Raw genomic sequence first — 25656 nt, forward strand, 5'->3', positions numbered from 1 at the left:
CGGCTTTTGGAATCAGACTAACAAAAAAAGATGCCAGAGGGCCTCTATGTTTTATTCAACTGGTCGAATTTAAGACCGTATTTATCTAAAAGTTGGCGTACCCGGTGTGAGTCGTTGTTGGATTTTTTTGAGGTGCGGCTTACTTGAAATAGTTTGCGTCCGGCCTCTGCCATCGAATTGGACTCTGCACAAACCTGAATTAGCCCAGCTAGTTTGATTTGCTCGTAGTAATCCATCTGTTCGGTGCGGTCACGACCCAACAGTGCTTCGATACGGGCAAGGGATAGTGATGAATCTGTTACTGGATTTTGCCATTTAATCCGCAACCTATGGATTTCCTCTTCTACTACCTGAGTCGTGATCCGCCCACCATCGGCGAGGGTACCCATACGCAGGATACTGGCGTTAAGGTCGCGAAAGTTCGCAGACCAGCTGGCCTCACGGGAGCGCCCAAAACTCAGGTACTTTTCCCGTGCTGCTCTATTAAAGCTGACAAGATGCCCGGATTTCCTGGAGAAAGCCTCCAGCTCAAAATCTATATTGGGTTCCAGGTCTTCAATACGCTCTCGTAGAGAGGGCAGTCGGTAGGTCCACAGATCGATACGGGCGAGCAGGTCCGCGCGAAATTTACCTTCTTGGCAGAGCTGTACCAGATCCCGGTTGGTACCGGCGATCAGCTGGAAGTGACTGCTAACTTCCTTATCAGAGCCGAAAGGCATAAAGCGTTTGTGCTCAATCGCACGCAATAACATGGCCTGCTCGTCCAATCCCAACTCACCGATTTCATCGAGAAACAGCAGGCCCTTATCTGCTTCCATTAGCAAGCCTGGTCGGTGGGTGGTGGCACCGGTATAGGCGCCTTTACGATGGCCGAACAGGGCGGACATGGCATTTTCGCCGCGCAGGGTGGCGCAGTTAACGGCTACCAGGCCACCCTCCAGCTTGCCCCGCTGCTTGCGCAATTCATAGACACGCTGGGCCAGCTGGGATTTACCTGCCCCAGTGGGACCGGTAATTAGTATGGGGGCGTCGGAGCGAATCGATACCTGCTCCAGCTGCTCGATCATCTGGTTAAAAGCGAGATTGTTGGTCTCGATTCCCCCCTTCAGATAGGTGGTGCCCTCCTGGTGTTCCCTCTGGAAGCGCGAGGCAATCTGGTCGTATTTGGACAGGTCCAAATCGATGATTTGGTATTCGCCCGGTAAGCTACTGTTCTTTCGCGCCGGCGAAGTTTGCAGTAGACGTCCGGGGAAATACCCCGCTTCTGTTAACAGGTACAAGCAGATCTGAGCTACATGGGTACCGGTGGTGATATGCACCAGGTACTGCTCGTCATCCGGCTTGAAGCTATAGGCGCGGGCGAAATCCAGCAGATTGCTATACACGCTCTCGAAATCCCAGGGGTCATTGAAGTTCACCCGGTGGTGGACCACTTCGGTCTCTGGAGACACCCGCGCAATATCTTCTGTGGCCTGGTCAGCCAGGTTTTTTGAGTGGTTGTCGAAAAGGAGCTCCAGCCTATCGATCAATAGGTCATCGTGCTGACACATGGAAATGTTTGGGCGCCACTTGTCCCAGCGCTTGTCGCCTTTGCCGCGCCGGTCCTTATTGGTACCGAGAATACTGATAGCGATTGTCTTCATGCTATCTAAAATATGATTTAACTATCAAAAAAGATAGATATTTATGAATCCCCTATCTCAAGAAATCTACTAAAAAACCCTGAGATAAAAAATAAATCGTTAAAAAACAATAAGTTACAAGTATTTTTCAGCTTTCTACAAAAGTTGGCACCCAATTCGCTATATCAATAATTAAATGAAACACATGAATACCAAGCGCGGTTTCAAAAGGAGTGGAAGATGAAACCAATGCCATATGAAGTAATGCAGGCAGGTGGGGTACCGATTAAGTCCTGGACCCTGGGTGTGCCTTTTGAAGATGAAGCCAAAGCGCAGCTCAAAAATATCTCGCAGATGCCATTCGTCCATAAATGGGTCGCGGCGATGCCTGATGTACATCTGGGCAAAGGCGCCACTATTGGCAGTGTGGTCCCAACTCTGGGGGCAGTAATTCCCGCTGCCGTAGGGGTGGATATTGGTTGCGGCATGATGGCGGTTCGCACCAGCCTGACGGCGGGGCAACTGCCGGACAACCTGGTTGGAGTGCGCAGCGCCATCGAACGTGCCGTGCCCCACGGCCGTACTGGCCGGCACCGGGGGAGAGGGCGGGACAAGGGGGCCTGGGAGAATCCACCGGACGATGCACTTGCCGGTTGGGCGCCTCTAGCCGCCGAGTTTGAACTGCTCAAAGAGAGGCATCCGGTATTAAAAAACACTAATAATATCAATCACTTGGGAACGCTTGGCACAGGCAATCACTTTATCGAGATGTGCCTGGATGAACAGGGTAGCGTGTGGTTGATGTTGCATAGTGGCTCTCGGGGAGTGGGAAATCGAATAGGTACTTACTTTATTGAGAAAGCCAAGCGGGATATGGAGCGCTGGCATATCCACTTACCGGACAGTGACCTGGCCTATTTCCCGGAAGGTACAGAGCACTTTGATGACTATGTGCAGGCGGTGGAGTGGGCGCAGGAGTTTGCCCGTATCAATCGCGAAGTAATGATGGTGCGAACCATTAGCGCGGTGAAGCAGGCCCTGGGGATGGATTTTGAGGCACGGATGGAAGCGGTGAATTGTCACCACAATTACGTTTCCCGCGAGCATCATTACGGCAAAGATGTGTTGGTGACCCGGAAAGGCGCTGTAAGAGCGCGTACCGGCGAAATGGGCATTATTCCCGGTAGTATGGGCGCCAAGTCATTTATTGTGCGGGGGCTGGGTAATGAAGAAAGCTTCTGTAGCTGTAGCCATGGGGCTGGGCGAGTGATGTCCCGCACCAAGGCCAAAAAGCTGGTCTCCTTGGAGGAGCACCGTGCGGCCACCGCCGATGTGGAGTGTCGAAAAGACGAGGGTGTGATCGATGAAACCCCATCGGCCTACAAACCTATTGAAAAGGTTATGGCAGCACAGAAAGACCTGGTGGAAATCGTCTACACCCTCAAGCAAGTGGTTTGCGTCAAAGGCTGACGCATTTTAGGCCAGGGATCGGCCGAACTAAGGCAATTGCTAAAGTATGCAGGCCGCCGGGCGAATTCGCCGGGTTGCCGCAACCGAGTTTGAGGTCTTTAGCCCGTCAGCGGAGCCGGTTCTGAATCCCGGCCCGGCACCACCGCCTATGGCGGCAGGTGTACCCACGGGATAGAAGTTCAAACATTTACTTTGTAGCTCATTTGGTAGAGCAGTCGATAACTTATCGATTGGTAGCAGGTTCGATTCCTGCCAAAGTCCCATCGTTCTCAAAACGATCTGGAAAAGAGGCGAGAGCCTGGGGTTCGACTCCCTGTTAAAAATCTATCCGGGGTCCGACAACCTCCCGATGCGGTAAATAGGATTTAGCGGTTTATCGCGGAGGTGCTCAGGCAACTGTGTCGTTAATCGTGGGTTTGCCTTGTGCGATCCAACGGCAAGATTTGTGACTGTTTCTCTTGGCCAGGGAATTTGGCTGAAGGCTCAGGGTGAGCCTGGTGGAGAAGGTTGCAATTCCTCTGCCGCTGGGTCCTGCGCGGCACAAACGGTTTACCACCAGTCGCTGGACGGGCCCCACCTTTGCGGCCCCATGGGGTAACGCAGAATGGAAATGGAATAAAAGATAAGAACCATGATATCTCTGTTCAAAATATGGAAGAACGTGGATGTTGCGGATAGCGAGCGAGTGTTGCTATTTCGCCGCAACCGTTTTGAAGGGGTGCTGCCACCTGGCAGCCATCGTATATCCCTATTGTCCGGTGATGTACGGGCAGAAACTTACGATATTACCGATGTGGTATTCGGTGAAATCAAAGCCAAATTTTTGTTAAACACCTATGGTGAGATCCTTGGTGAATACCTGCAATCCTATGAATTGTCAGACCATCAGGTGGGATTGTTTTACCGGGATAATCACTTGGTCGATATTTTGCCACCGGGTACTTTTCGCGCTGTGTGGAAGGGCGGTGAATCCGTGCGAGTGGAAATCGTGGATATCTCTGAGGAATACGCCATCGATAAAAAAGTCCTGGGCTTACTGGGGCGAGGTGTACGTGCTGGACAAATGCGCACCGCCCTTCAGGCGGTAAGCTACAACGAGATTCCCGATGAGCACGTGGGCCTGTTAATGGTCAACGGTAAGTTGGAAAAGGTGTTACAGCCCGGCTGTTATGGCTACTGGAAATACAACCGCTCTATCGAGGTTAAGGTACTGGACTTGCGGTTGAAAACCATCGAAGTTAGCGGCCAGGAAATTCTGACCAAGGATAGGGTCAGCCTGCGTGTCAACTTGACTGGCGCTTACAAAATTGCCGATGCAAAAAAAGTAGCGCTAAAGCTCAGCGATAGTACAGGTTTTATTTATCGCGAATTGCAGCTGCATTTGCGCGAGGCCGTGGGTACCCAAACCCTGGATAGCCTTCTGGCCGATAAGGACAGGCTGAATATTGTGATTGCGACTGGCATCCGTGACAAGCTGGTGAAATATGGTATCGAGCTTACTAGTGTCGGAGTCAAGGATATTATTTTGCCCGGCGATATGAAAATGATCCTTAATCAGGTTGTAGAAGCACAGAAGGAATCTGAGGCAAATCTGATTAAGCGCAGAGAAGAAACCCAAGCAATGAGATCTCTGCACAATACCGCCAAGCTGATGGATAACAACCCGGTACTGTTGCGCTTGAAAGAACTGGAAGCTTTGGAACGGGTCAGTACCCGCATCGATAAAATTTCCGTATATGGCGGTCTCGATGGGGTGATGAATGAGTTGGTGAAGTTACGCCCTACGGCTTAAAGGCGCCACTCACCAAAAAAAGATGTAAATTTTAAGGAATTAAACAGTGATTGAGATAGACGGCGCCCAGGGGGAGGGCGGCGGACAGATTTTGCGGACTTCCCTCACTTTGTCTGTTTGTTTGGGAGTACCGGTTCGAATTAAGAATATTCGAGCGGGTCGTAAAAAACCCGGTTTGTTGCGCCAGCACCTAGCCTGCTTGCGAGCAGCCAAAGCAATTAGCCATGCCGAAGTTAGCGGCGAACAATTGGGTGCTTCGGAAATAACTTTTGCACCGGGAAAAGTGCGTCCCGGTAAATACCACTTTCCTATTGGCTCGGCCGGTAGTACCAGTTTGGTGTTTCAAACCGTCTTGCTACCGCTGTTATTGTCCGATGGTGTCAGTGAGCTGTGTCTTGAAGGCGGCACTCACAATAAAAAGGCTCCCAGCTTTGATTTTATAGCCTAGGCATATTTGCCCCTATTGGCTCGTATGGGCGCCGGCGTGGAAGTGGTCCTGGATGATTATGGTTTCTACCCTGCCGGGGGTGGCTCATGGCGCACACGTATCCAGCCGCTATCGCAGTGGTCAAAACTGGAGCTGACAGAGCGGGGTGAACTTCTGGATGCTGAAGCTGTGGCGACCTCGGCCCATATTCCTGCTCATGTGGCCCAGCGGGAGTTGGCGCAGGTACGTAAGAAGTGCGAATGGCGATCGGAGCGTCTGCATCAAAGGCAGGTGAAGTCCCAAGGGCCTGGCAATGTACTTTCCCTGCGTCTGCGATCCCAGCAAGTGACTGAGGTGTTTGAGGCTATGGGGGAGCAGGGTGTTAGCGCTGAGCGCGTTGCCGATCGTGCGATTCGGCAGATGCAGCGCTATATGCACGCCGGCGTGCCAGTGGGCGAACATCTGGCCGACCAGCTAATACTCCCATTGGTGCTGGGGGCCGGTGGAAGCTTCACTAGCCTGAAGCCGAGCCTCCACCTCTTGACCAATATCGAAGTTGTGCGTCATATAACAGGAGTGACCATCGATTTGAACCAAGTGGGAGAGGATCAGTGGCGAGTAGTGGTTGAGAACTGCTAAGAGAAAAGAAAGCCCGATGTTAGGTACAAGGGGCTGGGTTGCCCCAGCCCTGAGATATTGCCAAAGCCGTCGAAAAATTTTTTAAAAACAATAGGTTAGAGTTTTAGTGTTCTCTGTAGATGCAGCGGTAAACCGGAAGGCGATTAAAAGCCCTGCTTTCACACCTTTTGTTCCCCGCATTTGCGGGGCACGTTTACCTCACTAATAGCTATTTGGTTTGCCAGTCCCATCTTTGAGGTAATCCTGAAGACTTCCTGGCAAATAGTAATCCCATCCGCTTTTGCACATCTTCCAGCATTTCATCTCCGGCGAGAGACCGATATGGGTAAAGGTGAGGCGGGTACCACCGGGTTCGCTAGCAAATTCAAAGCGAAGAGTACTGCCTTGCCACTCTTGGGGATCATCAACCTGCTCAGAAACCATATAAGACTCTACACACTCAAGTTCGATTAACTTCTGCGGCACCAAAGCTTTGGCGCGAAACACCCAGTAGGACTCACCGCCAAATCCGGTCTTGGCGGTATCACCCACTGCCAGGAAAGGGCCGCTAGTTGGCGTCCACCATTGGGACATCTTTTCAGCAACTGCCCGGTAAGCTTCTTCCTGAGTGACAGGGCTTAAGAAAGAGGTGGTGTAGTCAGGCATGATTGTCTTTCCTTTTTGTTTTCATTGCTGGAGCGAATTTGAATATAACTTTTAGCAGCTGGCATTACTTTCACAAGTTTTTTAAGCCCATTAATTTTTCTGGTAAATATGAAACCTTTTACGTTTTTTGTTAGTAGCCGCCACCTTTTTTTTAATTGCGCTTAATCAATATTTTTTCCCGTAAGAAATTTTTATTCATAAGCCTCCAGTAAATCTTTCTAAAAGCGAGACATCAATCTGATATACATCAATAAATCGCTGGGTACTCCGCCTGCATAATTCACTCGCACTGGGATAACTGCTGTGATCGGTAATAGTTTCGATCATATTTGTGCAGTTGCCTTCCGCACAAAATATTTTTGCAAAGGAACGGCGAATGAAACAACAAAAATTGTCCACCGTAATCGCGGCCATCATCCTTGGCATTTCCGGCTCTCAGGGAATTGCAGCAGAGAATGAAAGCGCCACACTCACTGATGCACTGACTTCAGGGCAGGCGGGGGTAAATCTTCGCTACCGGATAGAAAATGTTGATCAGGACAATATGGACGATGTTGCTATCGCCTCAACCTTGAGAACCCGACTGAATTGGACCAGTGGCAGTTACCGTGGTTTTGATGCGTTTTTTGAAGTGGATAACATTAGTGAAATTGGCAACGACAATTACAATTCCACCGTGAATGGCAATACCGAGCACCCCGTGGTTGCCGACCCCCAGGGCACAGAGGTTAATCAAGCTTACTTAAAGTACAGTGGTTTTAACTCTATGGTGATTGCTGGTCGACAGCGCATTAACCTGGATGATCAGCGTTTTGTCGGTGGTGTGGGCTGGCGCCAGAATGAACAGACATATGACGGCCTGCGTTACCAATTTGGCGGGGAAGGGGAGTTACAGCTGGATTACAGCTATATCTACAACGTAAACCGTATTTTTGGTGAAGACAGTGACTTATCGGACCTGGATGGGGATATTCAACTGTTTCATGCCAGCTATCCACTGGTAGAAGCGCATAAGTTAACTGCCTTCTTCTACAACTTGGACCTGGATAACGCTGAGAGATTCTCATCCCGTACTTTCGGTGCCGCTTACCGGGGAGATTTTGGCCTGTTTGAAACTCAGCTGAGTTATGCCCGCCAGGAGGATATCGGCAATAATCCCAGTAACTTTGCAGCCGATTATTATCTTGCTGAAGTTGCCGCACCATTGGGGCCGGTAAAAGGCAAGTTGGGTTATGAAGTTCTGGGTTCTGACGACGGTGTGGGTTTTAGCACACCACTGGCGACACTACACAAATTCCAAGGCTACACAGATAAGTTCATTGAAACTCCAGCAGATGGTGTTAAAGATTTATATCTCGGTGCCAGCTTGGCGCTTGCCGGGGGAGATTTGGGAATTACTTACCACAGTTTTGAGGCCAATGAAGGTTCAGCAGATTACGGGACTGAGTGGAATATCAGTTACGGTCACGAGTTTAATGAATATTTCTCAGCGTTGGTAAAGTATGCTGCTTACGATGCAGATGAATACAGTGAGGATACCGATAAGCTCTGGTTGATGCTTACAGCAAAATTCTGATTTTTGTTAATTAACAATTTTCAGGTAGATATAAAAAAGCTGGGTTTCTACATAACGAAGCCCAGCTTTTTCTTGTCTCAGCAGTAAATTTTGGCTTATAGACGCGTCAGTAAATTTACAATCTACTTGTCCATTGTTAACAGGCCGGAAACCTCACCCTTGGGGTCCAGCTGGGTATGCAAGTTAACAAAGACCTTCCCATCCATTAACGCCTTGCGATAGGGCTCCTCCACCATCCATTTACCCATAATATATCCACTGGTGCCTTCAGCACATTTTTTTGCCAAGCCGTGCTTGCCTTTGTCAGTTTTAGTCTCGGGCCAGTCGGGAACCATACCCGGATGATTGGGCATTCCGCAGATGGTTTGAATAATCGGGCCACTGGGTTTACCCGGCTTGCAAATAGGGGGCTCTTTGCCATCGCCTGCACATTGCATATGGAAGTGCGACATTGCCACCCCGCCCTTTGATAGATCGCTGTAGCCAACCATAAAGTGCAGCATATGTGACTGTTTGTCGTAGGCGCCAATGAAGAATCCATCAGCATCTTTGGGGGTTTGCGGATTCACCTTCTTTCCGAGCATATTCTCATTAGCGGTGGTTAAGTCAGATTTAAAGATGGTGAACATTTTGTCATTGCCCGCTTTGGACCAGGCTTTCTCACCACCAGCCCCATGCTTGGCAGCTGATGGATCTTTCTCTTTTTTGTTATGGCTATCGGAAACCGTGAATGCAGAATAAGCCAGCAGAAATACTGCCAACATTAAGAAAGTGGCTCTGGGCAATGAACTCAGTTTCATAAACCTCTCCTCTCTATTAAATCGATATAGTCATTGCTTGATGGAATGGTTGGATGCCAGGCCATCGAGGAGGCTGATATTCACCAATGTCATCGGTGTGAATCACGGGATAGGCTAGCGATAAGTACTTGTAGCATATGGGCTCGCGGTTGGCCCTTGGGGGTCAATTTAAGAGTCAGAATTTTTGACGATAGCTACTTGGGTGTTGGAGGAGCTTCAGGATGGAAGAGCGTTTGGGTAGGTAATAAGGTCGTTGAAGATAGTTACTACTGGGGTGGAAGGAAAGAATACACCGCACTCGAGACACGCAGTGAATACATCCCTGTAAGCTCCTAATCGGCATCCATGCCTCATAGGGTCCCGAGCGCGGTGTATTCTCTCCTTCTCCCTTTTTAGTAATAAAGATACTGGCGGATTTCGAAAAATAGGGGCGGCAATAATTTGCTCGCCCCACGTGATCTTCCATAAAGGTAGAGAGTTATCACCCCACGTCTTTCCACACCAATTCCCGCTCGCGGGCGTAGAGGGGAATAAAGTTGAAGCGCACTTCGGTGCCCCCTTCGCCGCGGCGGCGGATATTCAGATTGCCATTCAGGTTGCTGGCGCGCTCTTGCATGATCGACATACCGAAGTGATTGCGTTTCTCCGGCGCGTTGCTGATACCGATGCCGTTGTCGAGGATGCGTACATTGAGGGAGTGGTTGTCGGCCTGGGTCAGGCTGATCTGCACCATGTCGCCCTGGGAGTGGTACACAGCGTTTTGCGAGGCTTCGCGCACCAGTTGTAACAGGTGAATTTCCTCGTGGGGTGTTAGGGGCACTTCGTCCAGATGGTAATCCAGCAGCACATTAATTTGCGGGTGCTGCTCCCGGTAAGCGAGGATAGATTGCTCCAGGATACTGCGCAGGCCGCCGGGACCTATTTGCAGTCGGAAGGTGGTGAGCAGTTCGCGCAGCTGGCGGTAAGAGGAATCCAGGCCCTCTTTCAGCTCGGTAATAATCTCCTCTACCTTGGACTTGTCCACCTGCTCACTGCGATTGGCGCGGTTGAGTCGGGTAACCTGAATTTTCAGATAGGACAGGGATTGGGCCAGGGAATCGTGTAGCTCCCGGGCGATGATTGCGCGCTCGTCCAGTAGGGCAACACGGCGCTCCTGTGCCTCCCGCTCGTTGATGGCGATGGCCGCAGTGACACTGTCGGCAAAGGTAGCCAAGCGCTGCTGCTGTTCTTCATCAAGGCTCTCACCTCGGGGCAGGGTGCAGGTGAGTACGCCGTAATTGCGTTTGTCCACTTCCAGTGGGAATCGGTACACGCGCTGTTGGTCTTCATCAGAGGGGCCGCAGGTGTTTACACAGATATGGCATTCACTACCCGTGCACTGAGTGTTGCCGAGCCCCTGTACCAGATGCTCGTAGGGCGCTTCGCCCTCCGGGGTCATCAGGCACAGATCCAGGTTGTCCAGGCTGGCGACATTGGCGAACTCTCCCAGCCACTGGCCCAATTCCGCTCCCGAAAGCGGACCCTCGCTGATCCGCCGAGCCAAACGGTACTGGAAGTCCAGCGCTTCGTGGCTCTTCTGCAACTGTGAGGTTTTTAACTCCACGCGATGGGCAAGATCCCGGTGGGTCGCGTGAATTTCATCGCTCATATAATTGATGGTGCGCGCTAAAACCCCCAGTTCGTCTTCGCTGTTAATCTCCAGGCGGTTTTGGTTGAAGTCTCCCTGGGCGATGCTCAGGGAGCGATTGGTCAGCTGCTTGAGAGGCTGCTCCACAGAGCGGTGCAGTATGCACAGGGAGAGATACACCAGGGTCACAATGGCAAACAGTGAGCCCACCTGCACCAAACGCAGCAGGCTTATTTTTTCCTCGGCGATGGTCTGATAATCGAACACCAGTGTATCCACATCACCGATAAAGGGCTCCAGACGGTTGGCTAACTGCAAGGAGTCCATAGAAGTGCGCCCGGCGGCAATGGACTCCAGCAGTGGGCGGATTTCTCCCTCCCAGCTTTCGATTACCTTGCGGTAATTGCGCGCTGCGGGCAGGTTATCGCTGGCAGTGAAGTCGGAAATGCTGAGTACCCGGGTCAGGCGTGCGGTCACCTCGTCTGCCAACTCAGCCGTGGCTTCGACATCCCCAGAGGGAGCAGTGGCCGCAAGTCGGTAGTTCATAGCCCGCAATGAGCCTGCCAGGTTAACGGCAGCGGCATCGTTTTCGGCGGCATCGGAGATAATATAGGACGCCACCATAGAGCTCAGTGCTACCAGCACAGTGAGTAGCATCAGGGTGCCGATGCGGTAGACGATGGACTGTCGAATTCGGTTCAGCATATCGGATTCACTTCGCCCTGGGGCGGTTGTGGATGGCTGATCTCTATTGTGCCGTCCATTGGCGCACAAAGTTGTGGGTACCACTAAAGATCGCCAGTTTTGCACATAATTTAACCTGGCGCCTGTTTTTTACACAGAGGCCCTGTTATTGCTGGGATAGGGCTCCACCATAACGGCCCACTGATGCCGTTTCCCTACCTATTCGGGGGTATTTCGTCCCTTTTCTACCCCTTTTTGGTCAGGTGATCCTGCCGTCCCTCCCTTTTATATTTCCGGTAAACCGATGCTTTAACCGCATGCCGATGCCCTGGGAGTACCGCATGAGCCATTTCCTGGACCGACTGAAATATCTGAAGAAACAAAAAGAGCCCTTTTCCGGAGGACACGGGGAAAAGACGAATGACGACCGCAGCTGGGAAGATGGCTACCGTCGTCGCTGGCAGTTCGACAAGATTGTGCGCTCCACCCACGGGGTGAACTGTACCGGCTCTTGCAGCTGGAAGATCTACGTCAAAGACGGCCTGGTCACATGGGAAACCCAGCAGACCGACTACCCGCGCACCCGCCCGGACCTGCCCAACCACGAGCCTCGTGGCTGCCCCCGTGGTGCCAGCTACTCCTGGTATATGTACTCGGCCAACCGCCTCAAGTACCCGAAGATCCGCAAACGTCTGGTAAAACTCTGGCGCGAAGCCAAGTTGAGACACAGCGATCCGGTGGAGGCCTGGGCCAGTATTGTCGAAGACCCGGCCAAGGCGCAGTCCTACAAAGAGCGTCGCGGTATGGGCGGCTTTGTGCGGATCAAGTGGGATGAAGTCAACGAGCTGATTGCCGCTTCCAACGTCTACACCACAAAGAAATACGGTCCCGACCGGGTGACCGGCTTCTCGCCGATTCCCGCCATGTCCATGGTTTCCTACGCCGCTGGTGCTCGTTATCTGTCTCTGATCGGCGGCAACTGTCTGAGTTTCTACGACTGGTACTGCGACCTGCCGCCCGCCTCACCGCAGGTCTGGGGTGAGCAAACCGACGTGCCGGAGTCCGCCGACTGGTACAACTCCAACTACCTGATCGTATGGGGCTCCAATGTGCCTCAAACCCGTACCCCGGATGCGCATTTCCTCAGTGAAGTGCGTTACAAGGGCGCCAAAACCTGTGTGGTCACCCCTGACTACTCAGAGTGCTCCAAGTTTGGCGACACCTGGCTGGCACCGCGCCAGGGTACCGATGCGGCTCTGGCGATGGCCTTCGGCCATGTGATCCTGAAAGAATTCCACGTCGACAAACCCAGCGCCTACTTCACCGAGTATGTGCGCACCACCACCGATATGCCGATGTTGGTGACCCTGGAAGAGCGCGACGGCAAGCTGGTACAGGGCCGATTCCTGCGCGCTTCTGACCTGGCGGACAACCTCGGCCAGGATAACAACCCGGAATGGAAAACTATCGGTGTTAATCACGATGGCCAGCTGGTTTCCCCTCAGGGCTCCATGGGTTATCGCTGGGGAGAGCCCTCAGCGAAAGAAGGCCGTGGCAAGTGGAATATTGAACAGCGCGATGGTCGCAGTGGCGAAGAATTGGAGCTGAAGCTCAGCCTTAAAGACTGCGCCGATGAAATCGCCCAGGTCGCCTTCCCCTATTTCGGTGGCCAGACCCACGAGCACAACTACTTCCAGCATACCGAACACGATGAAGTGATAGACTACAAGGTGCCGGTGAAGCTTGTTCAAAACAAAGATGGCGAGATTCTAAAAGTAGCCAGCGTCTACGACCTGACCCTGGCGAACTACGGTGTCGAGCACGGCCTCGACGACCCCAACTGTGCTCAGAGCTACGACGAAGACAAGCCCTACACACCCGCCTGGCAGGAAAAGGTGACCGGTTGTCGTCGTGAGAATGTCATCCAGGTTGCCCGTGAGTTTGCCAACACCGCCGACAAGACCCGTGGACGCTCCATGGTAATTCTGGGTGCCGGACTCAACCACTGGTACCACATGGATATGAACTACCGCGGGATCATCAATATGCTGATGATGTGCGGTTGTATCGGCCAGAGCGGCGGTGGTTGGGCCCACTATGTGGGGCAGGAAAAACTGCGTCCGCAGACCGGCTGGACCCCACTCGCGTTCGGTCTCGACTGGCAGCGTCCACCGCGCCATATGAACGGTACCTCCTTCTTCTATAACCACGCCAGCCAATGGCGCTATGAGAAGTTGGAGATGGATGAAGTGGTTTCGCCGCTGGCCGACAAGAGCAAGTGGCAGGCTTCCATCATCGACTACAACAGCCGCGCCGAGCGCATGGGCTGGTTGCCCTCCGCGCCGCAGCTGGGGATCAACCCTCTGCAACTGACTAAAGATGCCGCCGCCGCCGGTATGTCTGCCAAAGACTACACGGTGCAACAGCTCAAGCGCGGTGCGCTCAAGTTCGCCAACCAGGACCCGGATAACCCGCAGAACTTCCCGCGCAATATGTTTATCTGGCGCTCCAACCTGCTCGGCTCTTCTGGTAAGGGCCACGAGTACATGCTGCGCCATCTGCTCGGTACCAAGCATGGTTTGATGGGCAAAGACCTGGGTGAAGAAGGCGGCAAAAAACCAGAAGATGTGGCCTGGCATGACGCCCCCAGTGAGGGCAAAGTGGATCTGCTGGTGACACTGGACTTCCGTATGTCCACCACCTGTCTTTACTCCGACATCGTATTGCCGACGGCCACCTGGTATGAGAAAGACGACCTCAATACCTCAGACATGCACCCCTTTATTCACCCGCTCACCAAGGCGGTGGACCCGGCCTGGGAAGCGCGAAGTGATTGGGAAATTTTCAAAGGCATAGCGAAGGAATTCTCCAATCTGACCGATGGCCACCTGGGGGTGGAAAAGGATCTGGTGACTCTGCCGATCCACCACGATACCCCCGGAGAAATCGCCCAGCCGTTCGGTGTACAGGCTTGGTGGAAAGGCGAGTGCGACCTGATCCCCGGTGTTACCGCGCCGAGCATGATTGAGGTGGAGCGCGACTACCCCAACACCTACAACCGCTTTACCTCTATCGGCCCGCTGCTGGAGAAACTCGGCAACGGCGGTAAGGGCATCAGCTGGAACACTGACGATGAGGTGGACTTCCTCAAGAAGCTCAATCGCACTTGGAAAGACGAAACTGCTCGCGATGGCCGCGCCCGTATCGACAGTGCGGTAGATGCTGCCGAAATGATTCTTTCACTGGCCCCTGAAACCAACGGCCAGGTAGCCGTGAAGGCCTGGGAAGCCCTCGGTGAGATTACCGGTCGCGATCACACCCATTTGGCCAAGCCCAAGGAAGACGAAAAAATTCGCTTCGCCGATATCGTGGCACAGCCCCGCAAGATTATCTCCTCGCCCACCTGGTCTGGCCTGGAAGATGAGCATGTGAGCTACAACGCCGGCTACACCAATGTGCACGAGTTGATCCCCTGGCGCACCATCACCGGCCGCCAGCAGTTCTACCAGGATCACGAGTGGATGCGTGACTTCGGCGAGAACATGTGTGTGTACAAGCCGCCGATCAACCTGAAAACCGTGCAACCGGTGTTGAACCAGAAGCCCAACGGTAACAAGGAGATCCTGCTGAACTGGATCACCCCGCACCAAAAGTGGGGCATCCACAGCACCTACTCCGACAACCTGCTGATGCTCACCCTGTCCCGTGGTGGACCCATCGTTTGGATGAGTGAGTACGACGCCAAGTTGGCAGGTATTGAAGACAACGATTGGATCGAAATCTTCAACGTCAACGGCGCCATTGCTGCCCGCGCAGTGGTATCTCAACGAGTGCCCGACGGTATGGCCATGATGTATCACGCCCAGGAGCGCATCGTGAATACACCGGGAGCGGAAACCACCGGCACCCGGGGCGGTATCCACAACTCCGTAACCCGCGCGGTGATGAAACCCACCCATATGATCGGTGGCTACGCCCAGCAGTCCTACGGCTTCAACTACTACGGCACTGTGGGCTGTAACCGGGATGAATTTGTGGTGGTCAGGAAAATGAACAAGGTCGATTGGCTGGATGGCGAAGACGTCAAAGAGCCGACGCGAGAGGAGGTGTAGCAATGAAAGTTAGAGCCCAGATAGGCATGGTGCTGAACCTCGATAAATGTATCGGCTGTCACACCTGCTCGGTGACCTGTAAAAATGTGTGGACCTCCCGCGAGGGGGTTGAATACGCCTGGTTCAATAACGTCGAGACCAAACCCGGTGTTGGCTACCCCAAAGAGTGGGAGAACCAGGACAAATGGAACGGCGGCTGGACCCGCAAGAAGAACGGTAAATTGCAGCCGAAGATCGGTGGCAAGCACCGCGTACTAGCCAACCTGTTTGGCAACCCGGATATGCCGGAGATTGACGACTACTACGAGCCGTTCGATTTCGACTACCAGAACCTGCACAAGGCACCGGAGCAGAAACACCAACCGGTAGCCCGCCCGCGCTCGCTGATCACTGGCGAGCGCATGGAAAAAATCGAATGGGGGCCCAACTGGGAAGAGATTCTCGGCACCGAATTCGAGAAGCGTAAAAAGGACAAAAACTTCGAGCAGGTGCAGGCCGACATTTACGGTGAATTTGAAAACACCTTCATGATGTACCTGCCGCGCCTGTGCGAACACTGCCTCAACCCGGCCTGTGTTTCTGCGTGCCCCAGCGGTGCCATCTACAAGCGCGAAGAGGACGGTATTGTTCTGATCGATCAGGACAAATGTCGCGGCTGGCGCATGTGCGTATCCGCCTGCCCCTACAAGAAGATCTACTACAACTGGAAAACCGGTAAATCTGAGAAGTGTATCTTCTGTTACCCACGTATCGAGGCGGGTCAGCCAACCATCTGCTCCGAGACCTGTGTGGGCCGTATCCGCTACCTGGGCGTACTGCTCTATGACGCAGACCGCATCGAGGAAGCCGCTTCTGTAGAAGACGAAAAAGCGCTCTACCAAGCCCAGTGCGATATCTTCCTCGACCCCAGCGATCCCAAGGTCCAGGAAGCTGCCCGCGCCGAAGGTATCCCCGAAGCCTGGCTCGAAGCTGCGCAGAAATCTCCGGTGTACAAGATGGCTATCGACTGGCAGATCGCCCTGCCGCTGCACCCGGAATACCGCACCCTGCCCATGGTTTGGTACGTGCCGCCCCTGTCTCCGATCCAGAACGCAGTACAGGCCGGCCAAGTGGAAACCGTTACCGTGGGTCGCGGCGCCGAGATCCCCGATCTCTCCACCCTGCGTATCCCGCTGCAATACCTGGCCAACCTGCTCACCGCCGGCGACGAGAAGCCAGTGGCCCGTGCCCTGGAACGCATGATTGTGATGCGCGCCTATATGCGCGGCATCCATGTGGACGGCATTCAGGAGCGCGAATTGCTGGAAGAGGCTGGCCTGACCGTAGCCCAGGTAGAAGAGATGTATCGCTACATGGCACTGGCCAATTACGAGGATCGCTTCGTGGTGCCTTCAAGCCATAAGGCCTACGCCGAAAACGCCTACGACATGAAGTCCTCTTGTGGTTTCAGCTTCGGCAACGGCTGTAGCACCGGCAACGACAGCACCAATATTTTCGGTGGCAAGCAGCACGCAGTGCGCGAAGTAATACCCGCCAAAGTAGTCGACTAAGGTCGAGCGGAGAATACCGATGAAAGTACTAAACCTGATCGCCCGCCTGCTGGATTACCCGTCCGATGAGCTGGTGGCGCACCTGGATGAGCTGACCAGCTGGTTGGCTGAATCCGAGGATCTGGATGCTCCGTTGCGCGACAAGCTGCTGGCATTTATCTCCCATTACGAGCGTATGGATGCGCTCGATTGGCAGAGCGAATACGACGGTTTGTTCGAGCGCGGTCGCGCTGTATCCCTGCATATCTTCGAGCATATCCACGGCGAATCCCGTGATCGTGGCCAAGCCATGGTAGACCTGACCGCGCGCTATCGCAGCGCCGGCCTTGAGCTGAATGAGCGCGAACTGCCGGATTACCTGCCCACCTACTTGGAGTTCTGTGCCACCCAGGGGGAAGCAGCCTACGGCTGGGTTCACGATATTACCCATGTGATAGCCCTGTTGAGCGCGCGTCTGTCCAAGCGTGAGAGTCCCTACCACCTGCTGATGGATGCGCTCTTGCAGATGGCCGGGGTATATGTCGATCTGACAGCACTCAAGGAAGAAGTCGCCAACGAAGAACGTGACGATACCCCCGAGGCGCTGGACAAGATCTGGGAGGAAGAGGCCGTTAGCTTTAGCGGCGCCAACAGTTGCGACCAGTCAATAACGCGGCCCAGCAATACGCAGCTGCGCGACGGCCAGCCCCTTAACTGGGCCAACGCCGCGCAGAATTCTGCCCAGCCCGCACCACAGGAGTAACAAGATGAACTATCTGAATACGCTGCTCTTCGCCATTTATCCCTTTGTCGCCCTCACGGTATTTCTGGTGGGTAGCCTGATCCGCTACGACCGGGATCAGTACACCTGGCGTACCGGCTCCAGTCAGCTGCTGGAGCGCAAGCAATTACGCATCGGCAGTTACCTGTTCCATATCGGCGTGATCGCCATTCTCGCGGGCCACTTTGTCGGCCTACTCACACCCAAGGCAGTGTGGCACTTCCTCGGCATTGAAGCTTCCACCAAACAGATGATGGCAATGGGGATCGGTGGTTTCTTCGGGGTGATCTGCTTTATCGGTCTCACCATTCTGGTTAAGCGCCGTCTCACCAACAAGCGCGTACGCGCCACCACTTCCAAAATGGACTTGGCCATACTGCTGATGCTCTACGCGCAATTGATCCTCGGCCTGATCAGTATTGTTGTATCTGCCGGCCATATGGACGGTGCTGAAATGCTCAAACTGATGGCTTGGGCTCAGTCCATTGTCACGCTAGATGGTGCCGGTGCAGCTGCCGCGATTAGCGGAGTGAACATCATTTACAAGCTGCATATTTTCCTCGGCATGACACTGTTCCTGCTGTTCCCCTTCAGCCGCCTGGTACACGTATGGAGTGTTCCGGTGCAGTACTTCCGCCGCAATTACCAGGTAGTTCGCGCCAAAGCCGCGCGCTAATCCCTGCAACTATTAAATGGCCCGCCATGAGCGGGCCCAGTGTGGAGTTGAGTCATGAATACATTACTGGCCACTGATGCTGCCGGCGGCGAATTTGAGATGGCCGAGGTAGTGGCCGTCAACGGAACTGAAATCCCCGCCGACCTTATCTACCAGGAGATGCAGTACCAGCCTGCCGATTCTCCGCGTCAGGCAATTTACTGCGCCGCACGCGCTCTGGTTATCGGCTGGCTTTTACGGGATCGAGCCGCAGGGCAGGGGCTCTGCGCTGCCGACGAAGACTTGCACAGTGAGGCTTTCGATCGCGCAGTCTCAGATCTATTAAAAGGCGAGCTACAGGTGAACCCGGCAACCGACGCCGAGTGCCGCGCTTACTTCGAAGCCCACCCGTACAAGTTTCGCTCCGATCCCCTCGCAGAAGTACGCCATATCCTGATCCCGGCTGCACCGGATGACTCCGAGGCCTGCGCCAAGGCTCGCACCGCTGCCGAGAATATGCTGGAACAGATTCGCGCCGACTCCAATCCGCTGCAATCTTTCGCTCGTTTGGCCCAATCCCACTCAGCCTGCTCCTCCTCCGAAGCCGGTGGTAGCCTCGGCCAAGTAGGGCGCGGTGATACCGTCGCCTCCTTCGAGCGCGCAGTGTTCGAGCAGGGCACCGGATTGGTAGCGGAACCCGTGGAGACTCCCTACGGTGTGCACCTGATTTATGTGGAGCAATGCGAACCGGGCCGCCCACTGGAATACGAATATGTCTCGGAGCGAATCGAGGAATACCTGACCGAAAAACGCCGCCGCCGGATGACCAGCGACTACCTGCAAAAAATGGTGCAGGCCGCGCAAATCTCTGGCCTGGATTTATCGGGGGAGGCCCACTGAGGTGGCAGAGATTCGCCAATTGTTCGCGCGCAATCGCGCCTGGGCAGAGGATAGGACGGCACAGGACCCGGAGTTTTTCCAACGCCTGAGCCGCCTGCAAGTACCCAAGTATTTATGGATCGGCTGCTCCGATTCCCGCGTGCCCGCCAACGAGATTGTGGGCATGGCACCGGGGGAGCTGTTCGTTCACCGCAATATCGCCAACGTGGAGGTACACACAGACTTTAATTGCCTCTCGGTGCTGCAATACGCCGTAGAAGTACTCAAGGTGGAACACGTGGTGGTGTGTGGCCATTACGGTTGTGGCGGTGTACAGGCCGCCATGGGCCACAGCGAATGTGGCCTGGTGGATAACTGGTTGCGCCATATCAAGGATGTCTACGCCCGCCACCGGCAAGAGCTGGAATCCCTCGATAAAGAATCCCGCTCAGCGCGCCTTTGTGAATTAAATGTGATGGCGCAGGTACAAAACCTGGCCATGACCAAAATAGTCCAGCACGCCTGGGACCGAGGCCAACGCCTGAGCCTGCACGGCTGGATCTACGATATTCGCGACGGCCTGATTAGAGATCTGGGAATGCGGATGGACGACCGCGGTCAGGTGCCAGAGATTTATCATGTTTATGGTGAGGTGCAGGAGGTGGGGTGAGTTTATAACTGCTTTATCCCCTTCGAGACCATAAGTATAAATAGCGCAGTTGCGTTTAAATATTTTTTAGTAATACTACGTTCGATTCTACTTGGCTTCTGCTAAAGCAGACGGCTATCAGCATCAGGTGGGGCGGAGCGATACCGCCGTCTCTTTCCAAACTGCAAAGAGGGTAACCATAAATACCGTTATCCTCAATCACATGTTCGCCCCATGCTTATCTCTATTTCTTCTAACTCCCAATACTGCACTGAGTGCAAGACACAGTGATTAAATCCCTAATATGATAAATAAATAGCGGTTTATTACTGATAGGGCCCTCAAATACCTGAATTACTTAAGCTGCGAAATAAAGCCAATGCACTCAAGATCGCGGGATACTGGCGTAATAAGAGCTAGAGATAGATTTTGGTGAGGAGATAATCAGTTGGCAAAAAAAGAAGGCTAAACCCTAGAACGAGCTGAACAACTTTTAGAAGTACAAAATCAAATTGATCATTTGAACATCAATTTAGATATGTGAGTTATACGCTAAAATCTCTCTTTCTACTATTCTGTGCTTGCTGCTCCCCGTAGCACTCTACTTTTCCTAAAACGCTACTTTATATGCCACTTTATCGTCTGAGTTCTATCTGATTTTCGAACATCGATAGGAGACAAAAAGATTTATCTTAAAACCTTCGATTACTTAAGACTCGATATTTAAAAATTATTCAAATTTAGTAACAAGAAATTAAGGATAAGCAGACAAAGATAAAGAGTTTTACGCCCCCAGATTGTGGCTTACTTATTATAAATAAATATATTCGCGAATAAATGAAAATCATTAAGTAATTTATAAATTCATAAAATTAATAAACACTCCCGATATTTATCCTCACGAAAAAAATATAACTAAAACTGGCATCAAATACCATGTTTATCAAAATTTGTATCCCTCCGAACTGACGAAGAAAAGCGTCTTATAGGAGTGGAGATAAGAGGACTTGGAAGTTGAATATTACTGCAGTTTAAGTGGGCCCAATTTTTTGCTTCTCCAGCGATGATTAATGTAGATGCATTACCCGTAAGGGATGAATACCCAGCGTATTCATGCTTCTACCTATTCTAATTACTAAAAATAGGAAATAATGAACATGAAAAAGATCCTTACCGCGCTCGCCCTGGCAATTGTTAGCACCGGCGCAGCCGCTGACACCTGGTCTCCCCAAGGTACCATTGGCCTGGCCAATGTCGGTGATATAAAAGTATCTAAGGGTATAAACCTTACTTGTGGTCTATCTGGTAGTTCTACTACAAATTCAGCAGGTAACGCCTCTGTGGGCAGCTTGTCATTGAATACTGGTTTCCTTTGTGGGTCAGTTAGCTTTACCAATCTGCCCTATACATTGGTAGGTAATGCAGGGAATACCGTTACCCTAAAAGATGTAACTGTTGCAGCTATTACCGGCAATTGTTTTGGTGATATTACCGGTAGTTTTAACCAATCTACCGGAGAAATTACTTTTAATGCCGCGGTACTCCCAAGCGTAGGTTTTGGTAGCGACTGCAAAATAACCGGTACTATCTCCACAAATCCCCAGGCATCTTTCGTGCCATAAGTAACCTTTAAAAGGCCAATATCTAAAGTAGAGTAGTCAGAAAGTACTGGCTACTCTACTTTTTCCCCGGCGGTATATTCATAAAAAAACAAGATATTTGTTTCTAAATATCAATCATTATCTGCAAAAAAAATTCTCATCCTCTTTTTTTAATATGCCTGCCATTAGTTTACCCGTTCGCTTCATTAACTCTGCACGTTAATAATGTACCAAATGTACAGATATATAGTTTTTGCCAAACTATTTGTCTATAGATTGTATAAACTTGCATTTCGCCTCAAAGTTACTTTAGGTCTAAATAAGAAGACAATGTAGGGAGACTAGGGTATTCCCAAAATAAAGTACAATTGGGAGGTGTGTGGCTAGCCCTAGCAAACAATCACCAACCGCCCGCTATACGATTGATCGATGATTTATATGAGTGAAAAGAAAATTAGAAATGGAGGTGTTTTCAAGCATAGCCAGTCTGAAATACCAGTAAGACACTATAGAACCATTAGTGTCTTACTGGAAATATAAAAATTAGAAACGCTTATTTAGACTAAAGCCTATAATACGCGGATCCAGGGTAAATACATTGGTGGTAAGGCCGGAGTCATCGCTATTGGTAAAGGCGCTTGTGATAGGCGTATCATCAAAGATATTCTTCACATACAACTGCATTTGCAATTCTGATTCCGGATGAGTAAGGGTCGCTGATGCATTGAAGTTATCCCAGGCTTTTAAGCGGTCATACTCGGTATTATAAACCCGCGCATAACTCTCAGACTGTCGATAGTAATCTGCACGTAAAGCTAATTCCCAATCCGAAAGGGGAATAACATGCTCCACTGCTAAGTTAAACGTTAACTTAGGAGCATTTGGTAATTCATTGCCACTTAGGTCAGCAGAAAAACCACGCCCGCCATTTGGGGCATCTGTTAGCGGGTTATATTGGGGCAGATCGTAACCGAAAAGAGCTAAAATTTGATCATATCTTAGGGGAGCTTCAATCGCATCAGAGTATGAGCCCCACTGCTTTGAGCCTGCACATAATGCCCATAAGGGTGTCATGAAAAACATAGGCTCCAAAGCAATAGCAGCTTCAACATACTCGACTGGGGCAATACAGTTGGAAGGTACCTGCAAGGAGGGCCGCAGTACGGTCCAATCTTCATTCCCCTGGGTACGATCCATGACATCTATGGATTCCTCCCCTTCCGCTATGCGGGTTCTTAAGTAACCCACATTCATATTCATCCTGGTACTCTCTGTCATTTGCCATGCCAGCTCTAACTCCAGTCCCATACTTTCTGCATCAAAGTTTTCGTTTAATGCGATACGGTCAACAATCTGGGAAACCTGGTAGTCGGTATAGTCGTAATAGAAGGCAGTTGCGTTTAAGTTTAGGCGGCCATCCAGCAAAACATTCTTGGTGCCGAATTCAAGGGAATTTACGAATTCCGGCTCAAAAGTGTTGTCTAGTGGCTGATATTGAACCCGCGCAGGGTCAATCTCCGCCCGTGGTGGGTTGGAGCCGCCTCCTTTATAACCGTGAGCAAAAGAAACATAGAACATTGTATCATCGGTAAAGGGGGTATCTGTTCGCCAGTCCAGCACCGCTCGTCCGGTATACTCCTTCCAGCTTTGAGAAAACTTCTCCCCTTCAGGATATCCCATATGCGTATAGCCACCTGAGCTGTTACCTGGAACAGTAATACCATCTTCATGATACGTACCAAGTAATAACTGGCTGGATATAGGGGTGGTAGTTTTTTCGTCATCAGTATACCGGAGGCCTGTGGTAAGTTTTACATCGTCCGTGATTTGCCAATATGCCTCCCCAAATACAGCCCAGGAACGGGTATCTACTAAGTTACGACTGAGAAAGTAGTTGTGTCCCATTTCATCAATATTTTCCAGGGAATTAGGGTCGATATATATACAGTCTGAGCTAACTAAATCTGTGGTGGGGTCAACGCAATTGATCGGAATATTATTGCCACCCTCATCTGTTCCCCGGCTGTAAACATATTCAGCAATCATGGTGAACATATTATTAAAGACAAAGTAGTCATCCTGGGTTTCAAAATTCAGGTAGTTCGCACCGAAGGAAAAATTCCAGGGCCCATCAAATGCAGTCTGCAACCGGAATTCCTGGCTCCACTGTTCATTATCGGAACGGCTGATATCAACTCCTAAAATACCGTCAGAAGGACCAAGTTGTGGGTCAGTATAAATGCCTCCGGGGGTGGGGCCCAATGACCACTGATCACCTATTTCTGCTAGGTCATTAAAGACCGCGCCAGTGGTAAACCGATTATAATCCTGTGAAGAATAGTAATCATCCTTAGCATAGGTAGACTGGGAGTAAAAGGTGAGGGTATCAGATAAAGCCCATTCAAAATTCAGCTGTACCAAGTCATTTTCCGCACGAAATACTGGGTCAAAACTAGTAGATATTTCACGTAAATCTCGCGACTGCTCTACACCGCTGTAGGGATCTTTCCAGTCTGATAAACTACCTCCAAAAAGGTATGGGTCAATCAGCCCCGCTGCTGAAAGTATATAGGCGAGCCCCGTTCCATTGGGTGCATCAAAAGCATCTGCGCTGTATAGTGAACCAGGCAAACAGCCCTGACTTGTCATACCTTTTGATAGACTTGTTGTCTCTGTGTTTCCGACCATGTCATCACCGGGGTCAGTAGTACAAAGCTGCTTGCCAGTGCGGGATCGCTTGTCATCTTCATCAAAGTGTTGCCAAATCAAATTAGCATTAAACTTATCACTGGGAGTCCATTCAAAAATGGCACGCGTGGAGTAGAGATCCCGGTCGTTAACATCATTCTTGGTATAAGTATTGTAATCAAAGCCATCCCGCTTGGTCATGGCTCCAGAAAAGCGGAAAGCCATAGTTTCACCCAGCGGTATATTCAACATACCCTTGGTACGCTTACTATTATAATTGCCCACTTCAACCTCAATCTCTGAGGCGAATTCATCTTCCGGCATGATTGGTAACATATTAACCACACCAGCAGTGGCGTTACGGCCATATAATGTGCCCTGAGGGCCACGCAGAACTTCTACCCGCTGTACATCAAAAAATTCCTGCTCAAACAGACGATTCCTGATTAAAGAAGCATTATTAAAGCTTACTGCAACGGCAGGATCACTACTGGCAGAAATTGACTGAGTTCCCACTCCTCGAATAGAGAAATTGTATGAGCTAAAGTTTGTTTTGGAGAAGTTAACATTGGGAACGGCTCGCAACAGTTCATTGCCCCCTTCGATCTTTAAAGCATCCATGTTATCCCCAGATAGCGCAGAGACTGCAATAGGCACATCCTGAATGCTTTCCTCAATTTTCTGTGCGGTAACCGTAACTTCTTCAATGGCCGAACCAGAATAGTTACTGGGCTTGTCCCCTTGCCCCTCCTGGGCAAATGCTGCCACAGATGCAGTATTTATTACCAAACAGGCAATCGCCACACTGTACCAGGGGGTTGAATAGTCGCTAGGGTTTGCGGCGGGGATTGCTTGAGCAATCAAATTTTTTTGTTTACGAAGGCGCATCATCATACTGAGTTTCTCTCTCTTATGCTCACTATTATTTTTTTCAAGGCCAAAACTGCCTTCCTTGGGGCCCAACTAGATTGAAGACGTAAAAAAAAGATATTAGGGGGGATAAAAAAGAATATAGAAGTTTAAAAATTTTACTTTTTCTAAGTAACGCACAAGAATTGGGCGCAATCGAAGTCTGAGCGTTGAAAACCGTGCCTAAATGGTTGGTGGGTATCTATATTAAATAGAAATTTTTCAACAAATAATTACCTTCAGGATCTCATATTTACATTGTAGATATAATGTAAGTCCTCACAGAATGTTGACGTAGAACAGAATTGTATAACATATGAAAGAAAGAGCTTTTCATAGATATCATAAGGTTAATGTCTAGCTTGATTCAGCTTATTGTCCGTTAAAGAAGCATGGAAATTAAATGTGGTTACTATTTGGTAAACCTAAGTCTTACTAGATAAGTATGCTAGTAGTGAGAATGGCCTTGTCTGAAGTAGGTAGAAAATATCAAAAAAATCATAACACTCTAATATTTAAAAATTTTTAATTTAAATTCTGGCGTTTGTTTTTCCTCTGACAGATATTTTTC

The 25656-nt window shown here is 51.0% G+C and carries 15 protein-coding genes, 1 tRNA gene and 1 pseudogene; 12 read left to right on the forward strand and 5 right to left on the reverse strand.

Going from position 1 to position 25656, the window contains the following annotated elements; genetic code table 11:
* Nucleotides 1-44: 44 nt before the first annotated feature.
* A complete protein-coding gene (gene rtcR / locus ACJJIY_RS05850; RefSeq protein ID WP_445359263.1) occupies nt 45-1643 on the reverse strand; it encodes an RNA repair transcriptional activator RtcR in 1599 nt (532 codons plus the stop codon).
* 219 nt (nt 1644-1862) lie between these two features.
* Here rtcR and ACJJIY_RS05855 point away from each other — a divergent pair, with 219 nt between their 5' ends.
* The 4 genes and pseudogenes from ACJJIY_RS05855 to rtcA all read left to right on the forward strand — a co-directional run bounded on the left by ACJJIY_RS05855 (nt 1863) and on the right by rtcA (nt 5950).
* Complete coding sequence (locus ACJJIY_RS05855; protein ID WP_445359264.1) at nt 1863-3092, forward strand: RtcB family protein; 1230 nt, start codon at nt 1863-1865, stop codon at nt 3090-3092.
* Nucleotides 3093-3281: 189 nt separating this feature from the next.
* Nucleotides 3282-3353: transfer RNA gene (locus ACJJIY_RS05860), tRNA-Ser, on the forward strand.
* Between the two features lie 370 nt (nt 3354-3723).
* Complete coding sequence (locus ACJJIY_RS05865; protein WP_445359265.1) at nt 3724-4884, forward strand: slipin family protein; 1161 nt, start codon at nt 3724-3726, stop codon at nt 4882-4884.
* A 46-nt stretch (nt 4885-4930) separates the two neighbouring features.
* Nucleotides 4931-5950 (forward strand): annotated as a pseudogene (rtcA, locus tag ACJJIY_RS05870) (RNA 3'-terminal phosphate cyclase).
* Nucleotides 5951-6151: 201 nt separating this feature from the next.
* Here the strand turns inward: rtcA and ACJJIY_RS05875 are convergent.
* Nucleotides 6152-6595 carry an SRPBCC family protein gene (locus ACJJIY_RS05875; protein WP_444892517.1) on the reverse strand — a complete coding sequence of 148 codons (444 nt, stop codon included), beginning with the start codon at nt 6593-6595 and terminating at the stop codon, nt 6152-6154.
* Between the two features lie 376 nt (nt 6596-6971).
* On the opposite strand from ACJJIY_RS05875, the gene ACJJIY_RS05880 reads away from it, so the two are divergent.
* On the forward strand, nt 6972-8171 hold the full coding sequence (locus tag ACJJIY_RS05880) for an alginate export family protein (protein ID WP_445359266.1): 1200 nt from the start codon (nt 6972-6974) through the stop codon (nt 8169-8171).
* Nucleotides 8172-8293: 122 nt separating this feature from the next.
* Here the strand turns inward: ACJJIY_RS05880 and ACJJIY_RS05885 are convergent, their stop codons facing one another.
* Together ACJJIY_RS05885 and ACJJIY_RS05890 are read right to left on the reverse strand one after the other, a co-directional pair.
* On the reverse strand, nt 8294-8971 hold the full coding sequence (locus tag ACJJIY_RS05885) for a CHRD domain-containing protein (protein ID WP_444892519.1): 678 nt from the start codon (nt 8969-8971) through the stop codon (nt 8294-8296).
* A gap of 481 nt (nt 8972-9452) precedes the next feature.
* Nucleotides 9453-11303, reverse strand: a complete 1851-nt coding sequence (locus ACJJIY_RS05890) for a histidine kinase (protein WP_445359267.1) — start codon at nt 11301-11303, stop codon at nt 9453-9455.
* A 320-nt stretch (nt 11304-11623) separates the two neighbouring features.
* Here ACJJIY_RS05890 and ACJJIY_RS05895 point away from each other — a divergent pair, with 320 nt between their 5' ends.
* The 7 genes from ACJJIY_RS05895 (at nt 11624) to ACJJIY_RS05925 (ending at nt 21509) form a co-directional block, all read left to right on the forward strand.
* On the forward strand, nt 11624-15394 hold the full coding sequence (locus tag ACJJIY_RS05895; protein ID WP_444892521.1) for a nitrate reductase subunit alpha: 3771 nt from the start codon (nt 11624-11626) through the stop codon (nt 15392-15394).
* A gap of 2 nt (nt 15395-15396) precedes the next feature.
* Nucleotides 15397-16944 carry a nitrate reductase subunit beta gene (narH, locus tag ACJJIY_RS05900; protein WP_282930424.1) on the forward strand — a complete coding sequence of 516 codons (1548 nt, stop codon included), beginning with the start codon at nt 15397-15399 and terminating at the stop codon, nt 16942-16944.
* 19 nt (nt 16945-16963) lie between these two features.
* Nucleotides 16964-17686 (forward strand): nitrate reductase molybdenum cofactor assembly chaperone, encoded by a 723-nt coding sequence (gene narJ, locus ACJJIY_RS05905; protein WP_445359268.1) that lies wholly within the window; start codon nt 16964-16966, stop codon nt 17684-17686.
* A 4-nt stretch (nt 17687-17690) separates the two neighbouring features.
* Nucleotides 17691-18380 carry a respiratory nitrate reductase subunit gamma gene (narI, locus tag ACJJIY_RS05910; protein ID WP_282930422.1) on the forward strand — a complete coding sequence of 230 codons (690 nt, stop codon included), beginning with the start codon at nt 17691-17693 and terminating at the stop codon, nt 18378-18380.
* Between the two features lie 54 nt (nt 18381-18434).
* Nucleotides 18435-19259, forward strand: coding sequence for a peptidylprolyl isomerase (locus ACJJIY_RS05915; RefSeq protein WP_444892523.1), 825 nt, complete (start codon nt 18435-18437; stop codon nt 19257-19259).
* Nucleotide 19260: 1 nt separating this feature from the next.
* Nucleotides 19261-19908, forward strand: coding sequence for a carbonate dehydratase (gene can, locus ACJJIY_RS05920; RefSeq protein ID WP_445359269.1), 648 nt, complete (start codon nt 19261-19263; stop codon nt 19906-19908).
* Between the two features lie 1136 nt (nt 19909-21044).
* Complete coding sequence (locus ACJJIY_RS05925) at nt 21045-21509, forward strand: PraA/PraB family alkane oxidation protein activator (RefSeq protein ID WP_413663995.1); 465 nt, start codon at nt 21045-21047, stop codon at nt 21507-21509.
* A gap of 522 nt (nt 21510-22031) precedes the next feature.
* Here the strand turns inward: ACJJIY_RS05925 and ACJJIY_RS05930 are convergent.
* Complete coding sequence (locus ACJJIY_RS05930; RefSeq protein ID WP_445359270.1) at nt 22032-25070, reverse strand: TonB-dependent receptor; 3039 nt, start codon at nt 25068-25070, stop codon at nt 22032-22034.
* Between the last annotated feature and the right edge of the window lie 586 nt (nt 25071-25656).

The organism is Microbulbifer maximicatervae (SeqCode), from assembly GCF_052468155.1.